Origin of the sequence: Nocardia sp. BSTN01, assembly GCF_015354405.1 — a bacterium.
Lineage (GTDB): Bacteria > Actinomycetota > Actinomycetes > Mycobacteriales > Mycobacteriaceae > Nocardia.
This window is the reverse complement of the sequence record NZ_JADKYP010000008.1, coordinates 77,189-100,440: the sequence shown is the minus strand read 5'-3', so window position 1 is coordinate 100,440 and position 23,252 is coordinate 77,189. Positions and strand designations below refer to the sequence as shown.

General features: G+C 70.5%; 20 protein-coding genes. 5 read left to right on the top strand and 15 right to left on the bottom strand.

What is annotated here, in order from left to right; genetic code table 11:
- Positions 1–194: 194 nt before the first annotated feature.
- From IRT45_RS10095 to IRT45_RS10030, 14 genes are all read right to left on the bottom strand, one after another.
- Positions 195–896, bottom strand: a complete 702-nt coding sequence (locus IRT45_RS10095; protein ID WP_194805668.1) for an FtsQ-type POTRA domain-containing protein — start codon at positions 894–896, stop codon at positions 195–197.
- A gap of 130 nt (positions 897–1,026) precedes the next feature.
- A complete protein-coding gene (gene murC / locus IRT45_RS10090; RefSeq protein ID WP_194805667.1) occupies positions 1,027–2,472 on the bottom strand; it encodes a UDP-N-acetylmuramate--L-alanine ligase in 1,446 nt (481 codons plus the stop codon).
- 98 nt (positions 2,473–2,570) lie between these two features.
- Entirely contained in the window at positions 2,571–3,746 is a 1,176-nt protein-coding gene (murG, locus tag IRT45_RS10085) for an undecaprenyldiphospho-muramoylpentapeptide beta-N-acetylglucosaminyltransferase (protein ID WP_194805605.1), read from the bottom strand.
- The gene (gene ftsW / locus IRT45_RS10080) at positions 3,743–5,266 is read right to left on the bottom strand and encodes a putative lipid II flippase FtsW (RefSeq protein WP_309240871.1); all 1,524 of its coding nucleotides are present in this window, start codon (positions 5,264–5,266) and stop codon (positions 3,743–3,745) included. The genes murG and ftsW overlap by 4 nt, the downstream gene beginning before the upstream one ends.
- On the bottom strand, positions 5,263–6,726 hold the full coding sequence (gene murD, locus IRT45_RS10075; RefSeq protein ID WP_194805604.1) for a UDP-N-acetylmuramoyl-L-alanine--D-glutamate ligase: 1,464 nt from the start codon (positions 6,724–6,726) through the stop codon (positions 5,263–5,265). Before murD ends, ftsW begins: the two co-directional genes overlap by 4 nt.
- Before the next feature lie 48 nt (positions 6,727–6,774).
- A complete protein-coding gene (gene mraY, locus IRT45_RS10070) occupies positions 6,775–7,851 on the bottom strand; it encodes a phospho-N-acetylmuramoyl-pentapeptide-transferase (RefSeq protein ID WP_062966230.1) in 1,077 nt (358 codons plus the stop codon).
- Entirely contained in the window at positions 7,848–9,368 is a 1,521-nt protein-coding gene (gene murF / locus IRT45_RS10065) for a UDP-N-acetylmuramoyl-tripeptide--D-alanyl-D-alanine ligase (protein WP_194805603.1), read from the bottom strand. Before murF ends, mraY begins: the two co-directional genes overlap by 4 nt.
- Positions 9,365–11,026 carry a UDP-N-acetylmuramoyl-L-alanyl-D-glutamate--2,6-diaminopimelate ligase gene (locus IRT45_RS10060; protein ID WP_375540079.1) on the bottom strand — a complete coding sequence of 554 codons (1,662 nt, stop codon included), beginning with the start codon at positions 11,024–11,026 and terminating at the stop codon, positions 9,365–9,367. Before IRT45_RS10060 ends, murF begins: the two co-directional genes overlap by 4 nt.
- 207 nt (positions 11,027–11,233) lie before the next feature.
- Complete coding sequence (locus IRT45_RS10055) at positions 11,234–13,096, bottom strand: penicillin-binding protein 2 (protein ID WP_228534094.1); 1,863 nt, start codon at positions 13,094–13,096, stop codon at positions 11,234–11,236.
- Positions 13,097–13,152: 56 nt separating this feature from the next.
- Positions 13,153–14,073 (bottom strand): hypothetical protein, encoded by a 921-nt coding sequence (locus IRT45_RS10050; RefSeq protein WP_228534093.1) that lies wholly within the window; start codon positions 14,071–14,073, stop codon positions 13,153–13,155.
- 84 nt (positions 14,074–14,157) lie between these two features.
- Entirely contained in the window at positions 14,158–15,129 is a 972-nt protein-coding gene (gene rsmH / locus IRT45_RS10045) for a 16S rRNA (cytosine(1402)-N(4))-methyltransferase RsmH (RefSeq protein ID WP_194805600.1), read from the bottom strand.
- 164 nt (positions 15,130–15,293) lie between these two features.
- A complete protein-coding gene (gene mraZ, locus IRT45_RS10040) occupies positions 15,294–15,725 on the bottom strand; it encodes a division/cell wall cluster transcriptional repressor MraZ (RefSeq protein WP_030514722.1) in 432 nt (143 codons plus the stop codon).
- Between the two features lie 487 nt (positions 15,726–16,212).
- Complete coding sequence (locus tag IRT45_RS10035) at positions 16,213–16,644, bottom strand: DUF3040 domain-containing protein (protein WP_194805599.1); 432 nt, start codon at positions 16,642–16,644, stop codon at positions 16,213–16,215.
- 124 nt (positions 16,645–16,768) lie between these two features.
- The gene (locus tag IRT45_RS10030; protein ID WP_062999078.1) at positions 16,769–17,212 is read right to left on the bottom strand and encodes an SAV_6107 family HEPN domain-containing protein; all 444 of its coding nucleotides are present in this window, start codon (positions 17,210–17,212) and stop codon (positions 16,769–16,771) included.
- Positions 17,213–17,451: 239 nt separating this feature from the next.
- Between IRT45_RS10030 and IRT45_RS10025 the strand changes: the two genes are divergently transcribed.
- From IRT45_RS10025 to IRT45_RS10005, 5 genes are all read left to right on the top strand, one after another.
- Positions 17,452–18,078 (top strand): N-acetyltransferase, encoded by a 627-nt coding sequence (locus tag IRT45_RS10025; protein ID WP_194805598.1) that lies wholly within the window; start codon positions 17,452–17,454, stop codon positions 18,076–18,078.
- Positions 18,075–19,637 (top strand): NAD(P)/FAD-dependent oxidoreductase, encoded by a 1,563-nt coding sequence (locus tag IRT45_RS10020; RefSeq protein WP_194805597.1) that lies wholly within the window; start codon positions 18,075–18,077, stop codon positions 19,635–19,637. Before IRT45_RS10025 ends, IRT45_RS10020 begins: the two co-directional genes overlap by 4 nt.
- The gene (locus IRT45_RS10015; RefSeq protein ID WP_194805596.1) at positions 19,634–20,419 is read left to right on the top strand and encodes a carotenoid biosynthesis protein; all 786 of its coding nucleotides are present in this window, start codon (positions 19,634–19,636) and stop codon (positions 20,417–20,419) included. The genes IRT45_RS10020 and IRT45_RS10015 overlap by 4 nt, the downstream gene beginning before the upstream one ends.
- Before the next feature lie 74 nt (positions 20,420–20,493).
- A complete protein-coding gene (locus tag IRT45_RS10010) occupies positions 20,494–21,201 on the top strand; it encodes an LppM family (lipo)protein (RefSeq protein ID WP_194805595.1) in 708 nt (235 codons plus the stop codon).
- A gap of 67 nt (positions 21,202–21,268) precedes the next feature.
- Complete coding sequence (locus tag IRT45_RS10005; protein ID WP_194805594.1) at positions 21,269–22,492, top strand: glycosyltransferase family 2 protein; 1,224 nt, start codon at positions 21,269–21,271, stop codon at positions 22,490–22,492.
- Here IRT45_RS10005 and IRT45_RS10000 read toward each other — a convergent pair.
- A complete protein-coding gene (locus tag IRT45_RS10000; RefSeq protein WP_194805593.1) occupies positions 22,476–23,183 on the bottom strand; it encodes a hypothetical protein in 708 nt (235 codons plus the stop codon). The two genes, IRT45_RS10005 and IRT45_RS10000, sit on opposite strands and share 17 nt — an antisense overlap.
- Between the last annotated feature and the right edge of the window lie 69 nt (positions 23,184–23,252).

Here is a 23,252-nt window from a genome sequence, read left to right as displayed (position 1 = left end):
CCGAGCCCGTCGGGCATGGTACCGCGAACGGCCGCCACAGACACCGAGATCGGGTCTCGATCTCCGCGCGACCGCGGATTCACCGGCCCCGCACGCGACCGCAGCACCCGGACGGGCCCAGGTGCCACGGCCATCACGCACGGCCATCGACTCCCGGCCGCCGGTCGAAAACCGCAACGGCACAACGAGTGTCACTATCTTACCGTTACCAGATCGGGACTCGAAACGTCGAATACCGTTCCCGGGCGCGTCAGCACCGGAAGGACCACCGCGGCTTTGCGTTCGGAGTCGTCCGGGCCGCCCCAGACCACCGTCCGGTCGTCGCGCAGCTTCAGTTCGATATCCGAAACCGTCCGCGCCACAACCTCTCCCACCTGGGCGCGAAGCGCCGGCGGCGCGGCGTCGAGGACCGCGACCGCGGCCCGGGTCACCGGGTCGGCGCTGCCGGGATGGTCGGTGACCAGTTTCGCGACACCGGGCGGCGGCGGTTCGATCGCGAATTCGACACTGTCGGCGTCGAGCAGATGCGGTCCCTGCGGACTGTCGAAGAACACCACGGCGGAGCGCTCGTCCACCGTGACCCGCACCGTGGAGGGAAACACCCGCTGCACCCGCGCCGACCGCACCTTCGGCAGCGACGCCACCCGGCGCGCGATCGCGTCGGTGTCGATGCGCAACATGGAGCGGCCGTCGGGAATCTGCAGCACCGCGCGTACATCCTGTTCGGGCACCGTCGACACCCCCTCGACCTGCACGGTGCGCGCCGACAGCGCGGGAGTGAAGTAGGCGACCACGAGCAGCACGATCACCACGACCACGATCGGCGCGCCCCACAACAGGATCCGCCGCCACCGGCCGTCGAAGGGCAGCCGCGCGCGGGCCCCGGCCCGGTGCATGCGCTCGTCGCCTTCGCCGCCGTCCGTGGCGAATTCGGCCTCGGCGTCCGGATCGATGTCCTCGATCGTCCCGCGGCGTGTCATCTCCACCTCCCTCTCCGGCCGGCAGCGCCGGGCGGGGGCGCCGTGCTCACCGACCCGTCGACGGGCGCACCCGCAGTCCGTCCAGAATCTGCCCGCCGAGCATCGTCACGTCACCGGCGCCCATGGTGATCACCACATCGCCCGCGCGGGCCAGGCTCGCGGCCTGCCGGCCCACCCGCGACATATCCGGTTGGTAGTGCACGGGTTTGGTGACCGCCTGCGCCACCAGCGCACCGTTGACCCCGGGCAGCGGCTTCTCCCGCGCGCCGTAGACGTCGAGGACCACGATCTCGTCGGCCAGCGACAGCGCCGCGCCGAATTCCTCGGCGAAGGTCGCCGTGCGGCTGTACAAGTGCGGCTGGAACACCACGATCACCCGGCCCTGCCGGGAGCGGGCGCCGTCGGCCGCCTCCTGGCGGACCAGTTCGGCCGCCGCGCCCAGCACGGCTCGCACCTCGGTCGGGTGGTGGGCGTAATCGTCGAAGACCCGCACCCCGTTCTCGCGGCCCACGAACTGGAAGCGGCGGTGCACGCCACCGAATCCCTCCAGCCCCTGCAGGATTTCGTCCACATCGGCCCCGGCATCGCGGGCGGCGAGCAGCGCGGCGAGGGCGTTGAGAGCCATATGGCGGCCGGGCACCGACAGGCGCAGCGTGCGCGGGGCCGGTTCGTCGCCCAGGTGCACCGTGGCCACACCGCCGACGTCACGCGGTTCCCAGCTCACCAGCCGGGCCTGCATCGGCACCGGCACGTCGGCCGTCTCCGTCGAGCCGTAGCCGGCCACCCGGATATCGAGTTCCCCGGCCGCGACCCGGTCGGCGACCCGCCGGGCCAGCGCCAGCGAGCCGGGATCGTCCAGGCAGACCACGAGCAGTCCGCCCGCGACCAGTCGCGCCACGAAATCGTCGAACACCTGGACGTAGGCCTCGTCGGAGCCGAAGAAATCCAGATGATCGGATTCGATGTTGGTGACCACCGCGACGTCCGGATCGTATTGCAGCAGTGAGCCGTCCGACTCGTCGGCCTCGGCCACGAAATAGCCGCCGGTGCCGTGATGGGCGTTGGTGCCCGCCTCGTTCAGTTCACCGCCGACGGCGAACGACGGATCGAAGCCGCAGTGCTGCAACGCCACGACCAGCATCGAGGTGGTGGAGGTCTTGCCGTGGGTGCCCGACACCAGCAGGGTGTGGTGGCCGCGCATCAGTTCGGCGAGGACCGTGGGACGCATCAGCACCGGCACACCGCGCCGATTCGCCTCGACCAGTTCGGGATTCGTCTTCGGGATGGCGGCGTAGGTGGTGACGACCGCGCTCGGGCCGCCCTCCAGCAGATCCAGCGCACTCGCGTCGTGGCCGATGCGGACCTGGGCCCCGCGCGCCCGCAACGCCAGCACGCCACGGCTCTCCTTGGCGTCCGAGCCCGACACCTCGCCGCCGCGGGCGAGCAGAATCCGCGCGATACCCGACATGCCGGCACCGCCGATGCCGACCATGTGGACCCGCCGCAACAGCTCCGGCAGTTCGGCGGGGGCCTGCCCGATGTGGTTCACCGAGTCCGCGGCTCCCACTTCGGCCGTCTCGTTTCCTCCGGTCACCGTCCGGTCACCTCCAGCACGATTCGCGCCACCGTGTCCGCGGCGTCGCGATGTCCGGCGCCGGCGGCGGCGACCGACATGTTCGTCAGCGCGGCCGGGTCGGTGAGCAGCGCGATCACCTCGTCCATCACATACTTCGGCGTCATCTCCGCATCGGCGACGATTCTGCCACCGCCCTGCGCGACGATCGGGCGGGCGTTGAACTCCTGTTCGCCGTTGCCGTGCGGCAGCGGCACGTAGAACGCCGGCAGACCGACCGCCGACACCTCGGCCACGGTCATCGCGCCCGAGCGGCACACCGTGGCATCGGCGGCGGCATAGGCCAGATCCATCCGCGACAGATAGGGCACCGCAACGTATTTCGCGCCGTCGCGGCCGGATTCGGTATCGACCCCGTCCAGATCGAGCGTGTTCTTCGGTCCGTGCGCGTGCAGCACCGAGATACCCGCCGCCAGCAGTTGCGCGGCAGCGCCGGACACCGCCTCGTTCAACCGGCGCGCGCCCTGGGAGCCGCCGAAGACCAGCAGAACGGGCCCCTGCTGCGGCAGTCCGAAGTGCTCACGCGCCTGCGCCCGCAGTCCGGCGCGGTCCAGGGTGGCGATCGAGGCGCGCACCGGAATCCCGACCACCTCGGCATCGGCGCGACCGCGCGCGTGCACACCCGAATTCGGCACGGCGGCGAGCACCCGCGCCGCACGCCGGGCGCCGACCTTGTTCGCGATCCCCGCCTTCACATTGGCCTCGTGCACCACCAGCGGTATCCGGCGCGAGCGCCGCAGCACTCCCCCGCCGGCCGCGAGGTAGGCGGGCACCGAGACGTACCCGCCGAATCCGATGATCACATCGGCCTCGACCGCGTCGATCACCGCGCGGGTACGCGCCACCGCGGCGCGAACCCGGCCGGGCAGGCGCAGCAGATCGGCGGTGGGTTTCCGCGGCAGCGGGACCGGCGGAATCAACTCCAGCGGATAGCCGCGTTCGGGAATCAGCGTCGTCTCCAGCCCGCGCTGGGTGCCCAGTGCGGTGATCCGGATCGAGGGATCCAGCCGGCGCAGTGCGTCCGCGACCGCCATCGCGGGTTCGATATGCCCGGCCGTGCCCCCGCCGGCGACGATCACCGAGAGCGTCCGTTGCCCGGAACCCGTCGTGCCGCCGCTCTCGCCGGTTGTCACCTCGAATTACCTCGTTCTCTCGCATGTGTCATCGGATAGCTGGGCTCCCAGGCCCGGGTGGTGCGCCACGACGACGCTCCGCGCGCCTCCCGCCGTCCGGCGTCGGCGCTGCGTCGTCGTGCCGAATCCGAATCTATCGACCGCCGCGGTATCGCCGCACTCCCACCCCGCGCCGCAGCGGTCCCGCGGGACTTGCCCGCGCCGCGCGACTGACCGGATCTGTCGGACCGCTTACGCGCGGGCGGCAGTTCCCGGCGCCGCGGGCCCGAGACCGCGCGCGTGCGGCCCGCGCGGGCGGGTGCGTAGGTTTCGGGGACCGGCAGCCGCAGCAGCCGGCTGAACCGCCCGTCCTGGCCGGCCTTCAACGCGGCGATCGCCTCCGGTTCGTGCCGGGCCGCACTCGCGATCAGGCCGAACATCATCAGGGTGATCGCCAGCGACGAACCACCGGCCGACACCAGCGGCAACTGCAATCCCGTCACCGGCAGCAGGCCCACCACGTATCCGATGTTGATCAGCGCCTGACCGGTGATCCAGGTGGTCGCGGCCGCGGTCAGCAATCGCAGGAACGGATCGGACGACCGGGCGGCGATGCGCAGTCCGACGAAGACGAACAGCGCGAAAAGCCCCAGCACCAGGGCGCATCCGAGAAATCCGAGTTCCTCGCCGATGATGGCGAAGATGAAGTCGTTGTGCGCGTTGGGCAGATAACTCCACTTGGCCCGGCTCTGGCCGAGTCCGCGTCCCCAGATCCCGCCGTCGGCGAGGGAGAACAGCGCTTGGCGCGCCTGGTAGCCGATGCCCTGCGGATCGTCGCCGGGATTGAAGAACGCGCGCATGCGATCGGAGCGGTAGCCGGCCGAGAGCGCCAGAATGCCCGCCGCCACCCCACCCGAGACCGCGATGGTCACGAACAGCCGCACCGGCAACCCGCCGAACCACAGCAGCGCGACCAGCACCAGACCGACCGCGATGGTCGTCGACAGATTCGGTTCCAGCACGATCAGCAGACAGACCAGCAGGCCGGCCGGCACCAGCGGCACCAGGATGTCCTTGTACCCGCCCTGGTCGCTGCGGCGGGTCGCCAGCAGATGCGCACCCCACAGGATCAGGGTGACCTTCACGATCTCCGACGGCTGCACGGAGACGAATCCGAGGTCGAACCAGCGCCGCGAACCCTGGACTTGCGAGCCGATTCCGGGAATCAGCACCAGCACCAGTAACAGCACCGACGCCGCGAACAGCGGGAACGACAGCTGCCGCAGCACCCGCATCGGAATCCGCAGCGCCACATAGAACAGCGCCGCGCCCAGGCCCGCGAAGAACGCCTGCTGCATGAACAGCGAATAGGCCGAACCGCCGTCGGCATAGGCCTCCACACTGGAGGCCGACAGCACCATCACCAGCCCGAGCACGGTGAGCAGGGTGGCGATGGTGACGACCAGGTGGAAATCGGCCAGCGGGCGCGCCAGCCAGGCACCGAACCAGGTGCCCACGGGCTTGCGCGCCGGTTTCGTCACTGCTGGCTCCCGATATCTCTCTCGTCCAGGGCCTGCACCGCCGCGACGAAACTGCGGCCGCGGTGGGTGTAGTCGGCGAACATGTCCAGGGAGGCCGCGGCCGGAGCGAGCAGGACGGTATCGCCGCGCCCGGCATATCCGGCGGCGATGCGTACCGCACGGGCCATCACCGCGTCGGCGCCGTCGATCTCGGCGACCAGAGAGGCCGTGGAGGGTTCCCCGCTCATCTGTGCATCGTCACCCGAACCGAGCTCGACCACCGGGACATCCGGCGCGTGTCGCGCCATTGCCGCCGCGATGATCGGCGCGTCCTGACCGAAAACCACAGCGGCGACGAGACGCTCGGCGACCTCCTCGACCAGATCGTCGATGTGGGCGCCCTTGAGCTGACCACCGGCGATCCACACCACGTGCGGATGCGCCAGGATCGACGACCGCGCGGCATGCGGATTGGTCGCCTTCGAATCGTCGACGAACCCGACCCCGGCCAGTTCCCGCACGAAGGCGGCCCGGTGCGGGCCCACCTTGTGTTCGGCCAAGCCCTCCTTGACGAACTGCGGGGCCACATCGATGGCGCGGGTCAGCGCGGCCGCGGCAAGCGCGTCGGCGACACCGGCGGGTCCGGGCGGGCTGATGTCGCCGACCTCGGCGAGGATCGCGGCCTTGGTGAAGGCGCGGTCCAGCAATTTGCCGTCGACCACGCCGAGTTCGCCGTCGGCCGGCACGCCGATCCGGAAGCCGACGGTGCGGCGCGCCTTGGACTTTCGCGCCAGCGCGGCGGCCACGGCGTCGTCGAGTCCGACCACGCCCACCCGTCCGGTGAGCGCCCGCGCCTTGGCGGCGGCATAGGCGTCGAGGCCGCCGTGCCAGTCCAGATGATCCTCGGCCACATTCAGCACCACACCGGCCTCCGGGCGCACCGACGGCGCCCAGTGCAGCTGGAACGACGACAGCTCGACCGCGAGGATCTGCGGGCCCGGGGTGCGGCGCAGCGCGTCCAGGATCGGCAGCCCGATATTGCCGCAGGCGACGCTGGGCAGCCCGGCCGCGCGCAGAATCGCGTGGGTCATCTGGGTGGTGGTGGTCTTACCGTTGGTTCCGGTGATCACCAGCCATTTGCGCACCGGACCGTAGAGCCGGGCCTGATCCACCCACCAGGCGAATTCCACATCGCCCCAGACCGGAATGCCCTCGGCGACCGCGGAAACCAGCACCGGTGACTCCGGTCGCCAGCCCGGGCTGGTGATGACCAGCGCGAACCGTTCCAGCGCACCGGGTTCGAGCAGTGCGGCGCCGGTGGCGGTGTCGAGTCCGAGTTCGGCGGCCTCGGCCATCGCCTTCTCCCCGGCGTCGGTGACGACGGGGCGGGCGCCGATATCGCGCAGCGGCTCGATCAGCGAGCGGCCCGACACCCCCCATCCCGCGACGAGAACGTCACGGCCACGCAGAAATTCGAGCATGGGACCCGGTGATCGCAGGGCCCGCGGAGTATGTTCGACCATCGCTGCTTACCCGACCTGAGAGAGGTATTCGCTGTAGAACAAGCCCAGACCGACCGCCGCCGCGATTCCGGCGAGCAGCCAGAACCGGATGATGACCGTCGTCTCCGCCCATTTGCTCAGCTCGAAATGGTGATGGAACGGCGCCATCTTGAACAACCGGTTGCGGGTGGTCCGGAATACCGCCACCTGCAGCACCACCGACACGGTCTCGGCGACGAACAGTGCGCCGATCACGACCATGAGCAGTTCGGTGCGGGTGGTGATCGACAATCCGGCGAGCAGGCCACCGAGGGCCAGCGAACCGGTATCGCCCATGAAGATCTTCGCGGGCGCCGCGTTCCACCACAGGAATCCGACGCACGCGGCCGCGCCGGCGGCACACACCAGCGCCAGATCCAGCGGATCGCGCACGTTGTAGCAGCCGGCCTCGGCCTTGAATTCGCAGGCGTGGTAGTACTGCCAGAACGTGATGATCACGTAGGCGCCCAGCACCAGGCTCATCGACCCCGCGGCCAGGCCGTCCAGGCCGTCGGTCAGATTCACCGCGTTCGACCACGCGACCACGACCAGGCAGACGAACGCCAGGAAGATGATCACGCTCATCGAGACGGTGTTGATCTCGCGTACGTACGACAGATGCCGGCTGGCCGGGGTTCGCCCGCCCGCGCCGCGGAACTGCAGCGCGAGCACCCCGAAGATCACCGCCGAACCGAGCTGGCCGATGTACTTGCCGGCCGCGGTCAGGCCCAGATTGCGCTGCTTGCGCAGTTTGATGAAGTCGTCGATGAAGCCGACCACGCCCAGCGCGGTGGCCAGGCCGAGGACCAGCAGGCCCGAGACCGACGGCCCGTCGGCGTGATAGCCGATGCCGATCAGATGCGAGCCCAGATATCCGGCCCACATGCCGATCAGGATCGCGACACCGCCCATGGTCGGGGTGCCGCGCTTGGCCTGATGACTCTCGGGGCCGTCGATGCGGATCTCCTGGCCGAATCCGCGCCGCGCGAACATGCGGATCAGCAGCGGCGTCAGCAGGATCGATACCGCCAGCGCGATCCCCGCCGCGAACAGAATCTGCCTCATCCAGCTGCCTCCGTGCCCTGCTCACCCGATGCGAGCACGTGCTGCGCCACCGCCCACAGACCGGCGGAGTTCGACGCCTTGACCAGCACCACATCACCGGCCGCGATCTCGTTGTCCAGCAGGGCGATCGCGGATTCGATATCGGGTACGAGGATCGATTCCTCGCCCCACGAGCCTTCCATGACCGCACCCTGATGCAGCGCCCGGGCCGGGCGCCCGGTGCCGACCACGATCAGCCGGTCGACGTCCAGCCGCACCGCGAGCCGGCCGATGCCGTCGTGTTCGACGACCGAATCCTCGCCCAGTTCGGCCATTTCGCCCAAGACCGCCCAGCTGCGCCGGCCGCGCGGCGCATCCGGCGTACCGCCGGCGCGCGACATCGACACCAGCGCCTTGAGGGCGGCGCGCATGGAATCCGGGTTGGCGTTGTAGGAGTCGTCGACGACGGTGACCCCGTCGGGGCGGGTCCGCACATCCATCCGGTGCGCCGAATCGACCGTCGCACCGGCCAGGGCCTGTGCCACGGTGTCGAGGTCAGCACCGCATTCGAGCGCCACGGCGGCCGCGGCCAGCGCGTTCGAGACCTGGTGTTCGCCGTAGACTGCCAGATGCACCTCGGCGCGAGAACCCTTGGCGTGCAAGGTGAATCGCGCGCGTGCTTCGGAGTCAACCACGATGTCGGTGGCCCGCACATCGGCGCCCGACGCCTGACCGAAGGTCACCACCCGGGCTCGGGTCCGGGCGGCCATCGCCGCCACCCGTGGGTCGTCGGCGTTGAGCACCGCGACGCCGGTCGGCGGAAGCGCTTCCACCAGTTCGCCTTTGGCCTGCGCGATGGCGTCGCGGCCGCCGAACTCACCCAGGTGCGCGGTGCCGACGTTGAGAACCACACCGATCCGCGGGGGCGCGATATCGGTCAGCGCCTTGATATGGCCCGGGCCGCGCGCGGACAGTTCCAGCACCAGGAAGCGGGAGTCGGCCCCGGCGCGCAGCGCCGTCCACGGATGACCCAGTTCGTTGTTGAACGATCCGGGCGGGGCGACCACGGCGCCCAGCGGCGCGAGCACGCGCGCCAGCAGGTCCTTGGTGGAGGTCTTCCCGGCCGAACCGGTCACCCCGACCACGTCCAGGCCGGCGGCGGCCAGCCGGTCCACGCTCGCGCGCGCCAGTTTGGCCAGCGCGGCCAGCACGGCGGCGCCGGAGCCGTCGGTGTCGTGGGCCAGCACATAGGAGCGGTTCGCCACCGCGTCGGCGGCGGAGGCGAACGGTTCGACCACGATCGCCGGTACGCCGACCGGACGCGCCGCCAGCACCGCCACCGCACCGGAGGCCACGGCCTTGCCGGCGTAGTCGTGCCCGTCGACGTGCTCGCCCGGCAGCGCCAGGAACAGGTCGCCGGAATTGATTCGGCGCGAATCGAATTCGACCGCACCGGTCACCGTCACCGCGGGATCGCTCACGTCGTGCAACGTGCCGCCGACGATCTCGGCGATCTCCCGCAGAGTCATTTCGATCATGAAACCGTCAGGTCTTTCGTTTTACGTTCCAGGGCCTGTCCCAGCACCTCACGGTCGTCGAACGGATACTTCACACCCGCAATCTCCTGCCCGGTCTCGTGTCCCTTACCTGCCACCAGCACCACATCCCCCGGCCGTGCCCACTCCACGGCCGCGGCGATGGCGGCGGCCCGATCGCCGATCTCGCGCACCTCACCGCGCTCGGCCTCGGCGATACCCAGCGCGCCCGCGCGGATCGCGGCGCGGATCTCGGCCGGATCCTCGGTGCGCGGATTGTCGTCGGTGATGACCAGCAGTTCCGCGCCGCGCGCCGCGGTGGCGCCCATCAGCGGCCGCTTACCGGCGTCACGATCGCCACCGGCGCCCACCACCACGGCCAGGCGGCCACCGGTGTCGCGCAGATGCCGGCGCAGCGTCGCGATCACCGATTCCACCGCGGCCGGCTTGTGCGCGTAGTCGACGAGGGCGAGGAAATCCTGTCCCGCGTCGACCCGCTGCATCCGGCCGGGCACGTCCACCTCGCCCAGCGCCGCGGCAGCCACCGCACCGTCGACGCCCGCCGCGGCGCACACCGCGATCGCGAGCAGGCCGTTGGCGATGTTGTAGCGCCCGGGCAACCGCAGCCGGGCCGGGATCTCACCCTCGGGACCGATCGCGGTGAACTGTTGCCCGCCGTCGGCCGGCGCGGCCGCGCCGGTCACCGTCCATTCCGGTTCGGTCTCCCCGGTCGGGCAGTCCGCGGTCGCCACGGTGACGACCCGGGCGCGCCCGCTCGCCTCCCGCGCCAGCCGCCGGCCCCAGGCGTCGTCCACGCAGATCACACAGGTGTCGGCCGCGACCTGCCGCTGCGGCGATCCCGGATCCGGGACGAACAGCCGGCGTTTGGCGGCGAAATAGTCCTCGAAGTCGGCGTGGAAGTCCAGGTGGTCCTGCGACAGGTTCGTGAACGCGCCGACGGAGAAGTGCACACCGTCCACGCGGCCCAGCGCCAGCGCGTGGCTGGACACCTCCATCACCACGGCCTGCACACCCTGTTCGACCATCAGCGCGAACATCGCGTGCAGCTGCGGCGCCTCCGGCGTGGTCAACGCGCTGGGCACCCGGCGGTACTCGACGGCGGCGCTCGCACCGGCCGCGGTCTGCTCCGGGTTCGGATCGACGCGCCGCGCGATCCGCGTCTCGATCGTGCCGATCAGGGCGGTCGACAGGCCGGCGGCGGTCAGTCCGGCCTCCACCAGATAGGAGGTGGTGGTCTTCCCCGACGTGCCGGTGATGCCGATGACCTGCAACTGCCGCGACGGATGACCATAGATCGCCGCCGACAGTTCACCCAGCACCGCACGCGGGTCGTCGTGCACGAGGACCGGCACATCCAGCTCGCCGATCAGTGCGGCGCCGGCCGCGTCGGTGAACACCGCGACCGCACCACGCGCCACGGCATCGGCGGCGAACCGGGCGCCGTGGGCCTTGGCACCGGCCAGACCGGCGAACAGATCACCAGGCTGCACGGCGTTCGAGCGCTGTTCGATGCCGGTGATCTCGATCCCGGCAGTGTCGCCGGAGTTCAGCCGCGCACCGGTCAGTTCGGCAACGGCCTGCACCGGCGTCGGCAACGCAACGGCGGGGCGAAGCACCTGCGGGCTGGGCTGCACGGGCACCAGGCTCCTTTCGTGGGCGCACATCTGTGCATCGGGTCGAGATTCGGGGTCGGGGAGTCAGGTTACCTGTGGGCGATCGGCGACCACGCAGCGTGGCCGCCTCGCGCGCACCGGCTCCCCGGCCTCACCGCGCCCGCACCCGCCCGTGCGGCGGGCCGCACACGGACACCCACGCTTCCGAAACCGGACATTCAACCGCACACACCACTACATCGCCTGGAGCACAAGCTGTTTCGGCGGCACGGTCGACGGCGGAACGCGATCGCGCTGCAGCGCCCAGGAGGCGATGCTGTGGAACAGCGGCGCCGCCGACTGCCCACCGCTGCCGTCGGTGCTGCGCACGGGTGCGTTCAACATGATGCCGATGACGTAGCGCGGATTGTCGGCCGGGGCGATTCCGGCGAAGGTGATCCAGTAACGATCGGCGGAATAGCACTGGCATTTCTCGTCGATCTGCTGCGCGGTCCCGGTCTTCCCGGCGATCTGGTAGCCCTCGATCGCCGCGGGAGCGCCCGTGCCCTGCTGATATCCCATCGGATCGCGCTGCACCACGGCCTGGAACATCTGCCGCAGCGTACTCGCGGTCTGCGGGCTCACCACCCGCACGCCGTCCGGCTGCGGTTCGCTGGTGCGGTGCCCGTCGGGGCCGATCACGTCCTTGACGATGCGCGGCGGGATCCGCACCCCGTCGTTGGCGATGGCCTGGTACATCCCGGTCATCTGCAGCAGTGTCATCGAAAGGCCCTGCCCGATGGGCAGATTCGCGAACGTCGAGCCGGACCACTGGTCGCGTGGCGGCACGATGCCACCACTTTCACCCGGCAGCCCGACACCGGTGCGCTGCCCCAGCCCGAAGCGCTTGACCATATCCGCGAAGCGATCCTCGCCGATCCGCTGGGCGAGCATCAGCGTGCCCACGTTCGACGACTTACCGAAGATGCCGGTGGTCGTGTACGGCATCACGCCGTGCGACCACGCGTCGTGCACGACGACCCCGCCCATGTGGATCTCCCCGGGCACCTGGTGTACCTCGTCCGGGTTGGTCAGGCCGTATTCGATGGAGGCCGCCGCGGTGATGATCTTGTTCACCGAACCGGGCTCGTAGGCGTTGGTCACCGACGGATTGCCGATATCGGCCGAAGCCCAGAATTTCGGATTCTGCGCCGGATTGAAGGTGTTGTCGTTGGCCATGGCCAGCACCTGGCCGGTGTGGGCGTCCAGCACCACCGCCGAGGCGTCCTGGGCGCCGGATTTGTCCTTGGCCTCCTGGACCTGCTGCTGCACGTAGTACTGCAGATCGGAGTCGAGGGTCAGTTCGACATTGGAGCCGTTGACCGCGGGCACCTTGTCGCGCTCGCTGCCGGGGATGACGGCCCCGTCGGAGCCGCGATCGTAGGTGTGCGAACCGTCGGTGCCGGCCAGTGTCGCGTCCATCGACGCCTCGAGCCCCACCTGGCCGTGTCCGTCCCAGCCGGTCGCGCCCACCACGTTGGCCGCCAGCGCGCCGCCTGGATAGACCGGCGTGTCCTGACGTTCGGTCCCCACCTCGGGGAACTTCTCGGTGATCTCGTCGGCGACCCGGGAGTCGACGTTGTAGGCCAGATAGGTGAACTGGTCGTCGCTGCGCAGTTTGGCGAGCAGATCCGCTTCGGGGGGCGCGTCCTTGCCCAGCTTTTCGTGGATCGTCTCGGCGATCTCCTCCAGCCGCTTGTCCACCTCGGGCGCCTTGTCGCTCTTCGCGCGCGCGTCGGCCAGATCCTTGCGCACGGCCACCGGCCGGAAGTTGAGCTTCTTCGTCACGACGGTGAACGCGAGAGCGCGGCCGTCGCGATCGAGGATGGCACCGCGTTGCGCCCAGTCGGTCTGATGCACCGTGCGCTGGCTCGCCGCCTCGGCCGAGAGATTGGGCGCGGAAAACGTTTGCAGCCACAGCAATTGCATCGCGACGACGAGCAGCGCCACCAGCATGAGGACACGTCCGACTCCGAACCGCAGCCGCGTGGAGGCATCCGCGGGCGACCCCGCCCGCGGCCGGGGAGCGCGACGCGGCCGGGCGGATGTGGATCGCATCCCCGCCCGGCCGCGTCCGGTGGCGCCCCCGCCGGTTCTGCCTCCACCGCGGCCGGTCATCGATCAGCCCCCTCGGGTGCCGCCTGGACCACCGGCTGGGTGCCGGCCGGCAGCGCGGCGGGTGCTACGGGTGCGGGCGGACCGGCCGGTGCCGTCGGCTGGGTACCCGCGGGGGCGACCGGCGCCGCCTGCGCCGCGGGCTCCGGCTCGGCGGCCGGTGCGGCCGGAGCCGCCTGCGCCGCCGGTTGCGTCCCGGCCGGTGGTGCGGCCGGCGCTGCCGGTGCGGCCTGCACCGGTGCCGGAACCTGCGTCGGCTGGGCCGGCGGTTGCGGCGCGGTCGTGGTCGGCGCCGGGGCCTGGTTCTGCGGGGTCGGACCGGGAGCGGGAGCCGGCGTGGTGGTCACCGGGACCAGCCGTTCCCCTTGAGCCTGAGCGAGTTTCGGCGGCAGCGCCCCCGGTTTGGCCGGAGTCGTGTTGAGCGGCGGCACGGGCGCTCCCTCGGCGGGTGTCTCCTTACCGACCACCGTGACCGAACCGTCGGGCGCCACGAGCAGGCGGGCGGGATCCTTGGCCGGGATCATGCCCAGTTCGCGCGCGCGGTTGGCCAGTTCGGGCGCCGAGTCGGCGGCCTCGACCTCGCGCTGCAGGGCCGCGCGTTCGTCGAGCAACTGCCGATTGACGCGGCGGGCGTCGCTGAGCTGATAGCTGTCCTCGGCGGCATGGGTGGTCAACACCAGAGTCGCGAGCAGACCGCAGCCGAGCAGGGCCAGAATCGCCGCCACGAACGGCAACCGTCCGGCCATCACCGACCCGGCGCGCCCGGGTAGCGGCGGAAGCACGCGCTCCCCCGCCCGATTGCGCCGGCGCGCATACGCGCGTTGGGCCGCACCGGATTTCACGCGGTCGGCGCTGTGCGCTCGCCGCGGCGCGGACCGCTGCGTCCGCTGTGGTGCGTCCACCCGTGTCCGCACGCTCATATTCCTGCCTCCCCTACCAATTTCCTGTGGGACTGCCCGTCGTAGTGCTGCCGCACCGGCAATACCCCCGTAGCCGGATCGCTGTCACCCGGCCGCCTGTATTCGCTCCGCGGCCCGCATACGCACCGGCGCCGCGCGTGGGTTCTCCTCGATCTCCGTTTCGCTCGCCTTCTCCGCGCCCCTGGTCAGAATCGCGAATTCCGGTCCCATACCGGGCAATTCGACGGGCAGGTCCAATGGTGTGCGCGAGGCCGAGGCCTGCGCGAAGATCTGTTTGACGACCTTGTCCTCCAGCGACTGGTAGGACATGACGACGATCCGGCCGCCGACCTCCAGCGCGGCCAGCGCCGCCGGCACCGCGGCCTCGAGCGACTCGAGTTCGCGGTTGACCTCGATCCGCAAAGCCTGGAAGGTGCGTTTGGCGGGGTGCCCGCCGGTGCGCCGGGTCGCCGCCGGGATCGCGTCGTAGAGCAGTTCCACCAGTTGGGCACTGGTCGTGAACGGCCGCTGCGCGCGCCGGCGGAGGATCTCGCTCGCGATCCGGCCCGCAAAGCGTTCCTCGCCATAGGTTTTCAGGATGCGGGCCAGGTCGCCGTGGCTGTAGGTGTTGAGCACATCGGCCGCGGTGAGGTCGGAGGTCGGATCCATCCGCATGTCCAGCGGAGCGTCCACCGAATAGGCGAATCCCCGCTCGGCCTCGTCGAGTTGCATCGAGGAGACACCGAGGTCCATCAGCACCGCACGCACCGAACCGCGTTCCGGCAGCCCGGCCTGCCGCAGGGCGCCGGGCAGGCCGTCATATCGGGTGTGTACCAGCGTGATTCGATCGGCGAAGGGCGCGAGCCGCTCGCCCGCCAAGCGCAACGCCTCGGTATCGCGGTCCAGTCCGATCAGGTGGATCGCGGGGTAGGTCCGCAGAAAATGTTCGGCATGCCCACCCAAACCGAGCGTGGCGTCGACCAGGACTCCGCCGGATTCCAGTGCGGGGCCGAGGATTTCGTCGGCACGACGCAAGAGAACCGGAACATGGCGGGGGCGGTCGCTGTCACGATTCACCTCGACCTCCCGGATCCTGGCTCACGGTGCTTGCGACGGGTGGATGGCCTAACGAGTGGACAGCCAATGCCCCGGGGTCTCTGACCGAACACGGCACCTGGCGTTGGGGAAGTACGTCAGGGTCCGTGCCGGGCAGAGGCCGCAGGGCACTCGCCTGTCTCGGATCAGAAAATTCCGCCCAGCGACTCGTCTCCTGCCAGCGAGTAGTCCTCCTCGTGCTCGGCGAGGTAGGAATCCCACGCCTGTTTGTCCCAGATCTCGAGGAAATCGACCGAGCCGATCACCACGCAGTCCTTGGACAGGTTCGCGTAGCGGCGATGTTCGGCCGACAACGTGATCCGGCCCTGCCCATCGGGACGTTGTTCGTCCGTGGACGCCGCCAAGGCACGAACGAAAGCCCTTGCTTGCGGGTTGCTTCGGGACGCCGCCGCGGCTCGCCGCGCCAGGGCGGTGAACTCTTCTTTGGGATAGACGGCAAGGCTGTGGTCCTGACCTTTCGTGACCATCAACCCTCCCGCCAGCTCGTCGCGAAACTTCGCAGGCAACGTCAGTCGCCCTTTGTCGTCCAGCCGAGGCGTGTAGGTACCGAGAAACACAGTCTCGACACCTCCCGCTCGATCACCTCGTCTGATCGGCTCTTATCAGTGCGCGCTCCACATTACCCCACTTTCCCCCACTTTCAATCGAAAGCCGCGGTGATCTCGGTCCCCGGCTCGGGGATCGAGCAGGTCAGCTCAGCTATCACTGCGGTGGGGAGATTTCGTCGAGTTCCCCCGACACGCGCCGCCGGCGGGGCGGTCCGTCCGACAACCATCAGCAAACCCGCAGCTGGGAGCCGCCCCGACAGTCGGTGGGTGAGAGTGGGGGCCGGGCGTGGGGCAAGGTGGGGAAACGCGGGGGACGACGAATCCGGCGCAGCATGAACGCGATCCGGATCACTCCGCGACAAGAAAACGACACGCCGCAGATCACGGCGTGTCGTTCGAGGTTGTTCAGTTGCCGGCTACTCGGTGCCGGGCACGGCAATCATCACGCAACCCACATTCGGTCGCTCGCCGCCGCCTCCAGGACGCGAGCGCAGGCTCAGCTGTCTTGCTCGAAGCGGCGCCTGAACCGATCTTCCATGCGAGCGGAGAAGCCGCCGGCCTTGCGTTGCTTACTCTTTGCCGCACGGCCGGGAATCCCACCGGGGCCGGAGGAGGCGTCGTCGCCGCCGCCTCGGCCGCTCTTGGTCATACCCGAGCCGCCCAGCAGCAACAACACACCCGCGCCGAACATCACGATGAAGCCGAGCAGGCTGATGATGGGGAATCCGCCGGGCTTGACGGGCAGGGCGATTCCCGCGATGAGAAGAACGAGGCCGAGGACGAAGAGCGCGGCCGCCTGAAGTCTGCGTCTTCCGGTGGCAGAGCGAAGCCGACCACCACGCACGGTCGAGGCGAATTTAGGGTCCTCAGCATAGAGCGCGCTCTCGATCTGTTCGAGCATGCGCTGCTCGTGCTCGGAGAGTGGCACGGTACCTCCCCCGGCACTAGGTCCTGGTTGTCGCCTCCGGGTAGACGACAAGTAGCCGACCTTGGCGGCTACTGCCACCAATGATACGAGTTCGATCAGTGCGCTACCACCTACTCGCCGATGTTCACGCCGTGCCGTCCGCCAGCCAGCCCGGCGCGGGACGCAACCGGGCCGCGGTAATCGCCAGCGCATCCTCCACATCGCGCAGGAATGCCTCCACCCGCGAGGCGAATTCGTCGGCCTGGGTATCGCTGATCGCGCGGTCCAGTCCGGCCTCGAGCGCCGCCCTCGTTTCGGAGAAGGAACTGAAGTAGTCCGACCACATGACGAATTCCGGAGCGGCCTGTTGCATCAGCACCCACGCGTTGCGGGAGCGAGCCCGCGGCGCGCGGTCGGCCCCGGTCGCGGCCAGCACCGCCCCGGCGCCGCGCAGGGCCGCCAGATACGCGCTGCGCAGCCGCTCGCTCGGGTCGGGTTCGGCCCAGGCCTGCTGCACCATCGTGTCCGCCCGGTCGAGCAGACCGCCCGCCCGGCCGGCACGTCGCGGATCGTCCATCCGACCAGCCATCTCGACACCTCCACATTTCGCATACCGGGCCCGGTCGACCGCGCCGAACCGAACAGGTATTCGAACGTTTCAATTGAATGTGAATATAGAGACGACCACCGACAGACTTTCGCGCCGAACGAGAGCCGCGCACCCTGGATGGGGATCCCGCACCCCCGTCCGCCCCGCATCCGACGTCCGCCCCAGACCACAGAACCTTCGACAGACAGAGACGGCCCCGAAGATATGGCTCCCCGCACATGACCGCCGTCAGGCCCCGCCACACCCCCGCGCCCGTCGTCGTCGACCTCTCGGCCGCGACGTTGCGTCACCGGCTGCACGACGCCCTCGCCGTGTACGTCGCGGCGATGGACTATCCACGCGGCACCGAACACCACCGCGCCCCGATGTGGGCCGAGCACACCACCCGGCCGGGCTGGCAGGCCGTCGCCGCGGTGGTCCCCGACGACAGCGGCCACGTCGACCTGCGCACCGCGCCGATCGTCGCGATCGCCTACGGCTATCGCGGTGCGCCGCACCAGTGGTGGCATCAGCAGGTGCACACCGGATTGCGTCGCTCGGGCTGGCCGGAGCAGACCGCGCGGGCCCTGCTGTCGGACTATTTCGAACTCACCGAACTGCACGTCCATCCCTCCGCCCAAGGGCGCGGCATCGGCGAGACCCTGCTGGTGCGACTGCTCGAGCAGCGCACGGAAGCGGCGGTACTGCTGTCCACACCGGAGGTCGACCGCGAGGCCAACCGCGCCTGGCGGCTGTATCGCCGGCAGGGATTCACCGATGTGGTCCGGCATTTCGTCTTCTCGGGTGATACCCGGCGCTTCGCCGTACTCGGCCGCCGGCTACCGCTGCGGACGCCCGAGCAGTGACGACACTGATCCTCGGCTCCGGCCACAACGCACTGGTCGCGGCCTGTTATCTGGCACGCGCGGGACATCCGGTGGAGGTCCTCGAGCGCGACGAGGTGCTCGGTGGCGCGGTGTCGACGGTCGAGCGTTTCCCCGGTCATCTCGTGGACCGCGGTTCCTCTGCGCACATCATGATCCGCCACACCGGCATCATCGAGGAACTCGAACTGGAGAAGTTCGGGCTGCGCTACATCGACTGCGATCCTTGGGCTTTCGCGCCCGCGCCGGTGGGCTCGGGCGCCGAGCCGATCGTCTTCCACCGCGATGTCGACCGCACCTGCGCCTCGATCGCTCGGGCCTGTGACGCCCGCGACGCCGAGGCCTACCGGCGGTTCGTCCGGACCTGGGGGCCCCGGGCCCAGCGGGTGATGCGGGCGTTCGGCGGTGCGCCGACGCCGGGCCGGTTCCTGCGCGCGTTCTGGGGCCTGGACGCCCGGGGCGGTGGCAGCGCGCTGTCGCGGGAATTCCTGCAGTCCGGAGACGCCCTGCTGGACAGCTGGTTCGACGACGAACGGCTGAAGGCGGCACTGGCCTGGTTCGGCGCACAGTCCGGGCCGCCGATGTCGGAACCCGGCACCGCGCCGATGGCCGGTTTCGCCGCGCTGATGCACACGCTGCCGCCCGGCCGCGCGGTCGGCGGCAGCGGCGCGCTCACCACGGCACTCGTGGCGCGGCTGGGTGCCGACGGCGGAACCGTCTCCGCCGGTGACGAGGTGACCGAGCTGCGCCGCTCGGGCGACGGCTGGCGGGTCCGCACGGCAGGCGGCCGCGACCTGTTCGCCCGCACCGTGATTTCCGGCACACACGTGCTCACCACTCTGGAGTTGTTGCGGCGCGGCGGATTCGACGACACCGTCCTCACCGACTGGCGGCGCCGCATCCGGGTCGGACCCGGTATCGGCATGGTGGTGCGGGCCGCGACCACCGCCCTTCCGGCATATCCGGGCGCCGCACCGGAGGAGTCGACGCGCGGACTGCAACTGCTGGTGTCCGATCGACGGCACCTGCGACTCGCCCACGCCGCCGCGCTGGCCGGGGAACTGCCGCCGCGTCCGGTGGTGCTGGCGATGAGTTTCAGCGCGCTCGACCCCACGATCGCGCCACCCGGCGAGCATCAGCTGTCGCTGTGGGCGCAGTGGCATCCGCACCGGCTCGCCGACGGCAGCGACTGGCGCGCGCACGGTGAGCGCGAGGCCGACCGCATCATCGCCGAAGTCGACTCCTACGCACCGGGTTTCGCCGATTCGGTGCGGCAGCGCTATGTGCAGACCCCCGCCGATCTGGAGAGCGAGCTGGGGCTGATCGGCGGCAACGTCATGCATGTCGAGATGTCGCTGGATCAGATGTTCTTCTGGCGGCCCATTCCGGAATTGTCCGGGCAGAAGGTGCCGGGTGCGCCCGGGCTGTATCTGACCGGGGCCTCCACCCACCCCGGCGGCGGGGTGTCTGGAGCCAGCGGGCGTACCGCGGCGGGGCTGGTGTTGCGCTCGCTGCGCCGCGGCCGTTTCGCGCGGCGATGACGGCACGGCAGTGGCCGGCGGTGACCGCCGTGGCCTGGGTCGCGGCGCAGATCGCCTATCCCCTCACCGACGGCTCCACGCGGGATCGGGTGACGGTCCTGATCGTCGCGCTGTCGGCGGCCACCGCGCTGCTGCACGCCTGGGTGGCCCGGGGCATCGGCTGGGCGGCCGGGTACGCGGTGATCGTCGGCGGCGTGGGCGCGGTCGCCGAAATGATCGGTACCGCACGGGGTTTCCCGTTCGGCTGCTATCACTACGCGCACGGCCGGCTCGGGCCCGACCTGGCGCAGGTGCCACTGGTCGTGCCGGTGGCCTGGGTCGGCGGCCTCTATCCGATCTGGGTGGCGACCGGACTGCTGTGCCGCCGCACCGTCACCCGCGTTCTGGCGACCGCCGTGGGCGCGGTGGGCTGGGACCTCTACCTCGACCCGCAGATGGTGGCCGACGGGCAGTGGACCTGGTGTTCGGCCCATCCGGGCCTGCCCGGAATCGGCGATATCCCGTATACGAACTACCTGGGCTGGTTCGCGGTCGGCGCCCTGATGGCGACGTTGCTCGCGGCGTTCGAACGCCGCTGCGCCCCGCGCGGCGCCGGACCCGCGGTACCGATCGCGGTGCTGCTGTGGACCTGGTTCGGGTCGGCGCTGGCCCATGCGGTGTTCCTGGATCTGCCCGCGTCCGCGGGGTACGGCCTGATCGGCCTCGGAGTGGTGGCCGTGCCCACGGCGGTATGGGTGCTGCGGGAGGCCCGCTCCCGCGGGCGGCTGCCCGCGCCGCCGTAAACGCCCGTCGCGTGCCGACGATCACAGCGGCTCATGGCACGATGTGTGCCGTGCAGCCGAGTCCGACACCATCGATGCCAGAGTCGACCCACACGCCGCGGCGAACCCGGCGTCGTCGCCTCTGGTCCGTAGCCTTGCTGGTCCTGTTGCTGGCGCCGTTGCTGACCGGCTGCCTGCGGGTCCAGGTATCGATGGGTGTGTCCTCGAACGACCGCGTGTCCGGCCATCTGGTGGCCGCGGTGATCCCGGCCAACGACAAGGACAAGGGCCCGGAGCTGAAGGCGCCCGAGACGCTGGCCGCGAAGATCCGGGTCGAGCCCTACAGCCAGGACGGCTATGTCGGCAGCCAGGTCTACTTCGACGACCTGACCTTCGGCGAGGTGCAGCAGCTGGGCGCGCTGTCGGATCAGACGCAGGGCATGTTCAACCTGCAGTTCATCCGCACCGGCGACAAGGTGACGCTCACCGGCCGGGTCGACCTGAAATCCGTTCCGCCGCAAGGTTCGGACGTGCAGTTCACCGTCGCGTTCCCGGCCCGGGTGGCCACCACCAACGGCACCCGGCAGGGTGATTCGACGGTCTCGTGGAAGCTGCCGGCCGGCGATGTGAGCACCGTGCGCGCCGAGGTCAGCTACGCCGATCCGAATACCCGTTCCTTCGCCGGCTGGGCCGGAATCGTCGGCGGCATCACCCTCGCGGTGGCCGCCATGGTCGCGGTGCTGGCGTATCTGAATCGCAACCCCACGCCGCCGTGGCGTCCGCGGGTGAAGCAGGACGCCTGATCCGGACCACGATGGGCGCCGCGAGCACAGTCCCCGCCACCTCGGCGCAGCCGCCGGGAGAGGCCCCATGACGCCGCGCGGTGCGCGGTCGGTAGTCGAACCGATCGTCACGGCGGGCACGATCGTGGCCGGTGCGGGATGTGCGGTGGCACTGGTGAACCGGCTCGCGATGCGGCGGCTGCGGGCCGGCGCGACACCGGTGATCGAGCCGGTGATCATCGCGATCCCGGCCCGCGACGAAGCCACTCGCCTACCACTGCTGATCGCGGATCTGCGGGCCCAGCAAGGTGTTTCGCGCATGCGGATCTGGATTCTCGACGACGGATCCACCGACGGCACCTTCCCGGCCGCCGTCGAGGCGATCGGTGACGACGACCGATTCACCGTGGTCGCGGCCGACACCGACCCCGAACCCGGATGGACCGGCAAGACCGCGGCCTGCGCGCGCCTGGCCGAACTCGCGGGCGTCACCGCCGACCCGCCGCCCGGCGCGCTGATCTTCCTCGACGCCGACGTGCGGCTGCGCCCGCAGGCCATCGCCGCCGCGGTGAGCGAATTGCGCCGCAGCGGGGCGGGTTCGGTGTCGCCGTGGCCGTATCAGCAAGCCGGATCGCTCGCGGAGGCGCTGGTGCAACCGCTGCTGTGCTGGTCGTGGGCCACGACGCTGCCGGTGCGGCTCGCCGATCGCAGCCTGCGGCCCTCGACCGCGGTGGCGTGCGGGCAGTTCCTCGTCTTCGACGCCGCGGTCTATCGCGCGGTGGGCGGGCATGCGGCGGTAGCCGGTTCGATCACCGAGGATCTGGCGCTGGCGCGGGCGCTGCGGCGCGCCGGACATCGCACCGTGCTGGTGGCGGCGGGAACGCTGGCGAGTACTCGAATGTACCGGGGCGCGGCCGAAGTCGACGGCGGCTACACCCGCTGGTTGTGGTCGGCCTACGGCGGCCCGGCCGGTGCGGTGGCGGTGGATACGGTCGCCGCGGTCGCGTACGTGCTGCCCGCTCTCGCGGCGCTGTTCGGCCGCGGCCGGATCCGGCGCACAGGTGTCATCGGCTACGGCTCGGGTGTCGCGAGCCGGCTGCTGGCCCGCTCACTGGAATCCGGGACGGGCCCGCGCGGCGCCGATCTCGCTGCGGCGCTGGCACATCCGGTGTCGATCGGCGCGTATCTGCGGCTGTCGGGCCGGTCGTGGCTGCTGCATCGGCGCGGCGCGCTGCGCTGGAAGGGACGCCCGGTGCCGGACGGCCCGGGCCGCTCCCGGCCCGGGCGCACCGCACTCAGGGCACCGAGGTAACGCCGACCGTCGGCAGGAACATGCAGGTGTCGGCGCCGTTGCGGACCGTGCCGAACACCGCCGCCAGCACCGTTCCGGAGCCGGTGTCCACCGGCACCGCGCGCACCCCGCCGACCGGCAGCGACGCCAGGAAGAAGTTGCGGATCGCCTGTTCGAACGCCGGGCGCATCTCGGGCGGCAGATTCGGCGGCACCATCGAGCCGATGACCTGGGACAGCGGGCCCATGGCCGCGAATCCGCCGCGGCCGTTGGACACGTTCAACCAGGCCACCTGCATCCCGGTGGTGTCGGCGCCGTCGGGGCCCATGCCATAGGGGACGAAGGCGAACATCGTCTGGCCCGCCTTCACCGCGGACAGGTCCAGACCGGGTACCGGCACCGCCAGTTTGGGCCACGGCCCGGGCACCGCACCGGCCAGCGCCGGAACGAGCCCGAGAGTGCTGCCGTCCTGGCAGAACGCCGACCCGGACGGATACAGGAACGGCTGGATACCCAGCTGTTTCAGCGAGTCGACCGCCGTCTGATACGCGCTCAGCAAATCCGTCGCCGCCGCCGGGTTCTGGCCCAGGGCGGCGATGGTGGCGGCGGGGTCGGGCGGGGCGGCGGTCGCGGCGGCGGCGCCGGCGAAGGTCAGCGCACCGGTCACGGTGAGCGCTGCGGAAAGACGGACGAGACTGGTCACCACGGCCATCGGGGTTCTCCTGAGTTCGGCGGAACATCCGCACCAGGGTCGGTCCGCCGGGCCGCACAGCATGACTCG